Origin of the sequence: uncultured Mailhella sp. (assembly GCF_905187505.1) — a bacterium.
Taxonomy (GTDB): Bacteria; Desulfobacterota; Desulfovibrionia; order Desulfovibrionales; family Desulfovibrionaceae; genus Mailhella.
In genome coordinates this window covers 1-8,875 of record NZ_CAJJIC010000095.1, presented here as the reverse complement: position 1 = coordinate 8,875, position 8,875 = coordinate 1, and the positions used below count along the sequence as shown (strand labels likewise).

6 protein-coding genes and 1 pseudogene are annotated in these 8,875 nt (G+C 58.8%); 1 reads left to right on the top strand and 6 read right to left on the bottom strand.

What is annotated here, in order from left to right; genetic code table 11:
• Nucleotides 1-144 precede the first annotated feature (144 nt).
• From QZZ60_RS08685 to der, 6 genes and pseudogenes are all read right to left on the bottom strand, one after another.
• Nucleotides 145-693 (bottom strand): AAA family ATPase, encoded by a 549-nt coding sequence (locus QZZ60_RS08685; protein ID WP_087302447.1) that lies wholly within the window; start codon nucleotides 691-693, stop codon nucleotides 145-147.
• A gap of 273 nt (nucleotides 694-966) precedes the next feature.
• Nucleotides 967-2,526 (bottom strand): glutamine-hydrolyzing GMP synthase, encoded by a 1,560-nt coding sequence (gene guaA / locus QZZ60_RS08680; RefSeq protein WP_295640550.1) that lies wholly within the window; start codon nucleotides 2,524-2,526, stop codon nucleotides 967-969.
• 63 nt (nucleotides 2,527-2,589) lie between these two features.
• Nucleotides 2,590-4,047, bottom strand: coding sequence for an IMP dehydrogenase (gene guaB, locus QZZ60_RS08675; RefSeq protein ID WP_295640548.1), 1,458 nt, complete (start codon nucleotides 4,045-4,047; stop codon nucleotides 2,590-2,592).
• Between the two features lie 455 nt (nucleotides 4,048-4,502).
• A pseudogene (locus QZZ60_RS08670) lies at nucleotides 4,503-4,985 on the bottom strand (DUF1269 domain-containing protein); the annotation flags it as partial.
• Between the two features lie 162 nt (nucleotides 4,986-5,147).
• Nucleotides 5,148-5,585: a GNAT family N-acetyltransferase gene (locus tag QZZ60_RS08665; RefSeq protein ID WP_295640547.1), complete on the bottom strand. Its 438-nt coding sequence runs from the start codon at nucleotides 5,583-5,585 to the stop codon at nucleotides 5,148-5,150.
• Nucleotides 5,586-5,752: 167 nt separating this feature from the next.
• Complete coding sequence (der, locus tag QZZ60_RS08660; protein WP_295640545.1) at nucleotides 5,753-7,177, bottom strand: ribosome biogenesis GTPase Der; 1,425 nt, start codon at nucleotides 7,175-7,177, stop codon at nucleotides 5,753-5,755.
• Nucleotides 7,178-7,469: 292 nt separating this feature from the next.
• On the opposite strand from der, the gene QZZ60_RS08655 reads away from it, so the two are divergent.
• Nucleotides 7,470-8,735, top strand: a complete 1,266-nt coding sequence (locus QZZ60_RS08655) for a phenylacetate--CoA ligase family protein (protein WP_294445884.1) — start codon at nucleotides 7,470-7,472, stop codon at nucleotides 8,733-8,735.
• Nucleotides 8,736-8,875 lie beyond the last annotated feature (140 nt).

Here is an 8,875-nt window from a genome sequence, read left to right as displayed (position 1 = left end):
CCGTTTCGACCACCGCCTGGGAGCGTAAACGCTCCCAGGCAATAGGGGATTGATTTCCGCCCCGGCGGAAATCAATCCCACCATGGGACGCAATTCGACCATTGACGACCCCGACGGGATTTGCGATGGTTCAAAATGTCGAAGTTATTGATGTAGCAAACAGGTTTTATTTCTAATTTTTTCTTTTACTGTGAGAACGGTATCGTTAATCGAAAGATTAGTAGTGTCTATAACATTTTTCTCGTATATTCCGAGATTGCAAAATTGTTCCCACATCGTTTCTACCAATTCGATATTTGTATCTCTATCTAATTTTGAGCGCCCAATCGCCCGTTTTATGGTTTCTTCTTTATTAGTTCTCAAAATGATGTAGTGTACCTCATATCCCTCTTGAACGACATTTAGCCACGGCTCCAGAAACCACGGGCCGATAATGCCATCTACAATTACATCATATCCACCGCGAGCAAACCGCTTTGCGGCTTCTAAGAAAGACTCAATCACTACCAAGTTTTGGTCGTTAGATTGCGGCAGATGTGGAGGAATGGCGTTTTTGCTCAGATAATGATAAAAGTCATCCGTATGCATATGAACAGACTTTTCCATGCTAGATTCTTTCGCAATAATAGATGATGTTGTAGTTTTTCCGGTTCCTGGAGATCCTGTAATCACAAGAATTCTTCCTTGTTCCATTTGTATTAGGCCCTCCATAACTCTCGGTTAATCTTTCCATTCCTTAAAAAGAAGTATATCATAGAATACCTTATAAATCCACTTTTTACCTTTCTCCCCGGTTAAGGGAGTGCCGTGGCCGTTTGCGGCCTTTCTCCGTCTGTTCCCTCTGCTTGTCGGCCTCCACAGCCGCTTCCGTCTGCTCCGGGCCGCCGTACCCGTTTGACCTGTGGATCGTCGGCGGAGCATAAAAAACCGCAAGTCCCGATAAAAGGGACTTGCGGTTTTCATGATTTATTCCCACTCGATGGTGGACGGAGGTTTGGAAGATATGTCGTACACGACGCGGTTGACGCCCTTGACTTCATTGATGATGCGACCGGAGATTCTGGCCAGAAGGTCGTCGGGCAGACGAGCCCAGTCGGCGGTCATGGCGTCCACGCTTTCCACGATGCGCAGGGCAATGACGTGCTCATAGGTGCGACCGTCGCCCATGACGCCGACGGTCTTGAGCGGCAGGAGAACGGCAAAGCCCTGCCAGACCTTGCGGTACCAGCCGGAGGCACGCAGTTCTTCCATGACGATGACGTCGGCCTTGCGCAGAATTTCAAGGCGCGGCTTCGTCACTTCGCCGATGACGCGGATGGCAAGGCCCGGACCGGGGAAGGGATGACGCCACAGAATGGATTCGGGAATACCGAGTTCCGCGCCCACGGCGCGCACTTCGTCCTTGAACAGCTCGCGCAGGGGTTCGATGAGCTTCATGTTCATCTTTTCCGGCAGGCCGCCTACGTTGTGGTGGCTCTTGATGACGGCGCTCGGTCCCTTGTAGGAGACGGATTCGATGACGTCGGGATACAGGGTTCCCTGGGCCAGGAACTTCACGTCGTGACCGGCGTCCTTGATGGCCTGCGCTTCCTTGTCGAACACGTCGATGAAGGTGTGGCCGATGATCTTGCGCTTCTGTTCGGGATCGTCCACGCCGGCGAGCAGGCCGAGGAACAGTTCGGAAGCCTGAACATACTTGAGGTTCAGATTGAAGTGCTCGCGCAGATAGCCGACGACTTCTTCGCCTTCATTCTGGCGGAGCACGCCGTTATCCACAAAGATGCAGTGCAGCTGCTGACCGATGGCCTTGTTGAGCAGCACGGCCACCACGGTGGAATCCACGCCGCCGGAAAGTGCGCAGATGACGTGGCTGTCGCCCACGGTTTCACGCACCTGCCTGACCACGCGTTCCACAAAGGAGCTCATGGACCAGTCGGGTTCGATGTGCGCCACCTTGAAGAGGAAGTTGCGGATCATCTGCGCGCCGTCTTCGGAGTGATGCACTTCGGGATGGAACTGCAGCGCATAGATGCGGCGTTCATCGCAGCTCATGGCAGCAACGTCGAGCGTGGCGGTGCGGCCGGTGACGATGAATCCGGGAGGAGGCGTCTGCACCTTGTCGCCGTGGGACATCCACACGCGGGAGGTTTTGCCTTCGGCCAGAGATTCGATGCCGTCCCAGAGGGGGCAGTCGGCCACCTTTTCAAAGTCGGCGGGGCCGTATTCGCGGGTTTCGGACTGGGCAAGCTCGCCGCCCAGTTCATGGGCGAGAAGCTGCATGCCGTAGCAGATGCCGAGCACCGGCACGCCGAGTTCAAGAAGCCCCCTGTCGAGACGGGGGGCATCCTTTGCGCCTACGCTGGCGGGGCCGCCGGAAAGGATGACGGCATCGGGCTGCATGGCGGCTACGTCCGCGGCAGAGGTGATGCAGGGATGAATTTCGGAGTATACTCCGGCTTCGCGCACGCGGCGGGCAATGAGCTGCGTAACCTGAGAGCCGAAGTCCAGAATGATGACTTTGGACATGGGCGGTTCCGGAAAAGTTGAGGCCCTGTTCCGCCTGCGTAAGGTGGAACAGGGCCGTGTTATTTAGTTTTCAACCTTGTAGTTGGGGGCTTCCTTGGTGATGATGACGTCGTGGACGTGGCTTTCACGCAGACCGGAAGCGGAAATCTCAACCATGTGGGCCTTTTCGTACAGTTCATCCAGCGTGGATGCGCCGAGATAGCCCATGCCGGAACGCAGACCACCCACCAGCTGGAAAATGGTGTCCGCCACGGGGCCGCGTGCGGGCACACGGCCCACGATGCCCTCGGGCACAAGCTTCTTGGTGGGGTTCTGGAAGTAGCGGTCGGCGCTGCCGGCGCGCATGGCGTCGATGGAGCCCATGCCGCGGTAGGTCTTGTAGGCGCGGCCCTGATAGAGAATGGTTTCGCCCGGGCTTTCGTCGGTACCGGCGAGCATGCTGCCGATCATGACGGTGTGGGCGCCGCAGGCGAGGGCCTTCACGATGTCGCCGGAGAACTTGAGTCCGCCGTCGGCGATGCAGCAGCGGTCGGCTTCACGGGCGGCGCGGCTGCCTTCCATGACGGCCGTCACCTGAGGAACGCCCACGCCGGCCACCACTCGGGTGGTGCAGATGGAGCCGGGTCCGATGCCGACCTTCACGGTGTCCGCACCGGCCTTGATGAGGGCCTTGGCGCCTTCATAGGTGGCCACGTTGCCCGCGATGAGCTGGCAGTTCGGGAAGGTGGTGCGCAGCATTTCCACGCTGCGGAGCACGTTGGCGGAGTGGCCGTGAGCGCAGTCGAGCACGAGCACGTCGACGCCTGCGGCAAGCAGCTCGGAGGCGCGGTATTCGCAGTCCTTGCTGATGCTGACGGCGGCACCCACGCGCAGGCGGCCCTTGTCGTCCTTGCTGGCGTTGGGGTACTGCTGCACCTTGTCGATGTCCTTCATGGTGATGAGGCCGCGCAGCTGGCGGTTTTCATCCACGACAAGGAGCTTTTCGATGCGATGGGCGTGCAGGTGATGCTTGGCTTCTTCAAGCGTGGTGCCCACGGGCACGGTCACGAGATTTTCGCGGGTCATCACTTCGCAGACAAGCGTGGTCTGCGGTTCGGTGACGAAGCGCACGTCGCGGTTGGTCAGAATGCCCACGAGGGCGCTGTTCTTCACCACGGGCAGACCGGAAACGCGGAAGTCGGACATGAGGTCGAGGGCATGCTGCACCGTGTCGTCGGGAGCGACGGTCACGGGGTCGAGAATCATGCCGCTTTCGGACTTCTTGACCTTTTCCACCTCGAGGCGCTGGCGGGCGACATCCATGTTCTTGTGGATGATGCCTATGCCGCCCTGACGGGCCATGGAAATGGCCATTTCGGCTTCCGTTACGGTATCCATGGCGGCAGAGATGAAGGGTACGCCGAGCTTGATGCTGGGAGTCAGCCATGCCGACACGTCGACCATGTCCGGGGTGACTTCCGAATATTCGGGAACCAGAAGGACATCATCGAATGTCAATGCCTTGCCAAGCACAGTGGCCATATGTTTCCTCCGGGGTTGGATTAAAATCGGAAAAAGATAGGTCAGGATATCGAGGTGCACTGTACCTGTCAACCGCGCAAATCATGTCCGTCTCACGCCGTTTTCGGCGTGACGGAAAAAGGACGTGAAAAAGGCCGGAAAGCGTACTTCCCGGCCTTGATCGTGACGGAGATGGAGGAAGGTCAGCAGCGCAGGTTAGAACCCTGGCTGGAATTGCGGGAGATGGTCTCTTCCGCGGCGTCGCATTCCGCGGACTCTTCCGCGGGCTTGTCTTCGGCATCGCCGCAGCGCAGGTTGGAATCGCGGCTGGAGTTTCTGGAAATGGCTTCCTCCGCAGGATCGCATTCCGCGTCGTCCTTCGGAGTCTCGACGGGATCGCTGCAGCGCAGGTTGGACGCCTGGCTGGAATTTCTGGAAATGGTCGTTTCCGCGGCGTCGCATTCATGGTCTGAGGGCGCGGCGTGCATGGCGTTGCGCAGCCGCTGTTCGTCCTCGTGGGAAAGCGAGGTCTGAATGATGGTGCCGCCCGTGCCGGCAAGTTCCTGAAGAGCCTTGTCCATGGTGATGCTGCGGAAGAGAATGAACAGCATGGAGCCGCCGGGCTTGAGATTGCTGCCGAGCTCCTTCATGAAACGATCGTCGATGCCCACGTCGGCCAGAGCGCCGGAAATGGCTCCGGCTCCGGCTCCCACGGCGGCGCCGAGCAGGGGATTCATGAAGAGCAGGCCTATGAGAAGGCCCCAGAAGCCGCCGGAAACGGCTCCCGCACCGGTAAGGTTGTGAAGCTGAAGCAGCTTTATCTTGCCGTCCTGCTTGCGGACGGCGATCACGGCGTCTTCCAGATCGACAAGATATTCCTGCTGCATTTTGAGAAGTCTCAGACGTACTTCTTCAGCCTGAAACTCGTTGGGATAGGCAACGACGACAAGAGTACTCATGGAACCTCCTTTTTTTATAGAGGTAGCATGCCCGCAGACAAAAAGCTATGAGTATGGTGGACAAATATGAGGCGGATGCGAAGTTATTTTCCGCACCAGTAGAGAGTCCGTGCTTTGACACGACGCATTTCTGTGCACAGATACATGAGAAAAAAAGCGCGTTCAGTCCCTTTTCATGTGAAGAATGGGGAAGGGCAGACCGAGGGCGTCGGTTTCGCTCCGTCCGGACACCGTGAAGCCCATATGCAGATAAAAGCCGACGGCCTGCGGATTCTGCTCATTGACGTCGAGCCGGCGGGCTCCCCGTGCCATGGCCTCGTTGAGAAGCGCCCCGCCCGTGCCCTGACCTCGGAAACGGGCGTCGACGAAGAGCATGTCCACGCTCTCGCCGTTCATGCCGAGAAAGCCGACCGGCCTTGTTCCTTCCATGGCGACGAAAAGCACGGGAACGCTGCGCAGGCAGTCGAGAACGGTCGGTCTGAGCAGAATGATGTCCTGATTGGACAAAAAGTCGTGCGTCGCCGTCACCGAGGATTCCCAGACGAGCAGAAGACAGCCGAGCAGGGCTTCCGGGCGTTCCTTTCGTTCTTCGATGGTCATGAAAACTCCGAGGCGCGTTGAGAGCAGGAAAAAGACGGAACCGGCGGAAAAAGGCCGGGCGAAGCAAAAGGCGCGTCGCGTCTGCGTGGAGAAGAACGCGAATGTTCCGACCTTTCGGAAAGGCGACGAAAAGGGCCATGAAGGTGCAATCTTCATGGCCCTGCGGGTCATTTCTTTTCTCTTTTTGCGTGGGCGGAGCGCAGGTGCAGACGCATGGGGGCATGGCGTATGCCGAAGATGCGTCGCAGGGAGCGTTCCAGATAGCGGGCGTAGGAGGGCGCCACGCGGTCGGCGTCGTTGACGAAGCAGACGAAGGTCGGCGGTTCGCTTTCCGCCTGCGTGAGATAGAAGAACTTGGGACGAACGCGGCGCACCACGGGAGCCTGATGACGGGTGAGCGTTTCTTCCATGGCACGGTTGAGCAGACCGGTGGACACGCGGGTGCCGCATTCGGCGTAAATGCGCTCGGCGAGCGGGATGAGCTTGCCGAGGCCTTCGCCCGTGCGCGCACTCGTGGGCACGAGAGGCACGTGGTAGCAGAAGCTGAGCTCTTCCTGAAGATTTTTCATGAGTTCGGTGCGCGCCTTCACGGGAATGAGGTCTATCTTGTTCACGATGATGAGGAAGGGCGTCTTGCGCTCGTCGAGAAGCTCAATGAGGCGCTTGTCCTGGGTGGTGAGCCCTTCGGTGGCGTCCAGCAGGAGGAAGGTCACGTCGGCCTTGGTGGTGCTCTTGAGCGAAGAGTTCACGGAAAAGCGTTCCACCGTGTCGGTGATGCGCGAGCGGCGGCGGACGCCTGCCGTGTCCACGAAGGTGTAGGTCTTGCCGTTCTTTTCCACCGTGACGTCCACGCTGTCGCGCGTGGTGCCGGCCTGATCGCTGACGATCATGCGGTCCTCGCCGATGAAGGCGTTGGTCATGGAGGACTTGCCCGCGTTGGGGCGGCCGAGCAGGCACAGACGCAGATGATCCGTCACCTTGCGGCGGCGGATGCCGGGCTTGTCGCGGTCTTCTTCCAGATCTTCAGGCTTTTCGGCCTCCTCCTCGTCGTCGAAGCCGTCATCTTCCGGCAGCATGTCGCGGATTTCTTCCTCGAGCGCGCGCAGATTGTGCCCGTGTTCCGCCGAGCAGGCGATGAGAGGAAATCCGAGTCCGTGGAAGTCCGCGAGCATGAGCTCTTCCTTTTCCGCGCCGTCCACCTTGTTGACCACCAGCAGGATGGGCTTGTCGCAGCGGCGAAGATAGGAGGCGAGGTGCTCGTCAAAGGGCATGAGACCGTCGCGACCGTCCACCACCATGCAGATGACGTCGGCTTCCTTGAGCGCAGCTTCGGCCTGACGCAGAATGTCCGCCTCGAAGCCGCGGATGCCTGCGGGACCTTCGGCCACGGCCTGATGATGATCGAGCGTGATGCCGCCCGTGTCGACGATGGCGAAGTCGCGGCCGTAGCGTGAGCGCACCACGCCTTCCATGCGGTCGCGCGTCACGCCCGGACGGTCGTGGGTGATGGCGCGGTTGCTGCGGATGAGGCGGTTGAACAGGGTGGACTTGCCCACATTGGGGCGACCCAGCAGAACGACTTTGGGCATCATGGGCGCACACCTCGAGGAGTGTCTGGAGTTAAGGCAGGCCGTGCGGCCGCCCGTGCATGAAAAGGGAGCATCGGACAGAACGGAGGCAATCTTTTACGCTCAACTGCGCCGTCTGTCCAACATTTTCAGGATACCCCCTCTGAACAGAGGAAATCAAGCGAAGAAAAATCTTAATATAACCTATTGAAATACCATAAAAAATAAAAAAATCCTTGCAATATTCCGCTAATTCGTCTATAAAAATCGTTCTTTCAGCCAAAGTACAGACATTTCCATATAACGGAGTTCCGCCATGACCCGCAAAGATCGTACGGAAGGTATTTACAGCCGTCGCGAAGTGCTCGACGAGAGCGAACGCCGCCAGTACAACCTCATTCAGCTCAAGGATCTGCTCTCCTACGCCTACCGCTATTCGGAAGACGTGAAGAAGCGTTTCGACCGCGCGCAGTTCAACGTCGAGAAGTTCAAGACCCTGTCCGACCTCAAGCACATTCCCATCCTTAAAAAGAAGGAACTCATCTTCCTGCAGACCATGGGCCCCCGCCTCGGCGGTCTGCTCACCAAGGATATCGGCGAGCTGCGTCGTGTGTTCCTTTCTCCCGGTCCCATCTTCGACCCCGAAGACCGCAACGACGACTACTGGGGATACACCGAAGCCTTCTATTCCGTGGGCTTCCGTCCCGGCGACGCCGTGCAGGTGACCTTCAACTACCATCTCGCTCCGGCTGGCCTCATGTTTGAAGAGCCCCTGCGCAATCTCGGCTGCGCCTCCATTCCCGCCGGTCCCACCGACGCCGCCACGCAGCTCGACATCATGCAGAAGCTGCGCGTGTCCGGCTACGTGGGCACGCCGAGCTTCCTCATGCATCTTGCCCAGCGCGCCGAGGAAAAGGGACTCAATCTGCGCAAGGATCTTTTCCTTGAAGTGGCCTTCGTCACCGGCGAGCGCCTTTCCGAAAAGATCCGCAGCCAGATGGAGAAGAAATACGACATCATCATGCGCCAGGGCTACGGCACGGCCGACGTGGGCTGCATAGGCTACGAGTGCTTCCAGAAGAACGGCCTGCACATTTCCAACCGCTGCTATGTGGAAATCTGCCATCCCGACACGGGCATTCCGCTCAAGGACGGCGAAGTGGGCGAAGTGGTGGTCACCGCCTTCAACAAGACCTATCCTCTGATCCGTCTTGCCACGGGCGACTTGTCCTACATCGACCGCACGCCCTGCTCCTGCGGGCGTACCAGCCCCCGTCTCGGCAGCATCGTCGGCCGCGTGGACACCACCGCCCGCATCAAGGGCATGTTCGTCTACCCCCATCAGGTGGAACAGGTCATGGCCCGCTTCGAGGAAATCAAGCGCTGGCAGATCGAAGTCACCAACCCCGGCGGCGTGGACGAAATGGTGCTCTACATCGAAGCGAGCAACTTCAAGCGCAAGGAAGAGCTTCAGCATCTGTTCCGCGAGCGCATCAAGCTGCGTCCCGAACTGCGCATCCTCGCTCCGGGCAGCCTGCCTCCTCAGATCAAGCCCATCGAAGACAAGCGCGTGTGGGACTGATGCCCGCAGGCTCTTCACGCTCACGGCGTGAAGGCGGCGTCTTTCGGAAGGGCGGCCATCCTCGGGGGTGGCCGCCCTTCTTTTGTTAGGCCTTCAGGCAGTTGAGGGAGCGGAAGCGACCGAAACAGAAAACCACCCGC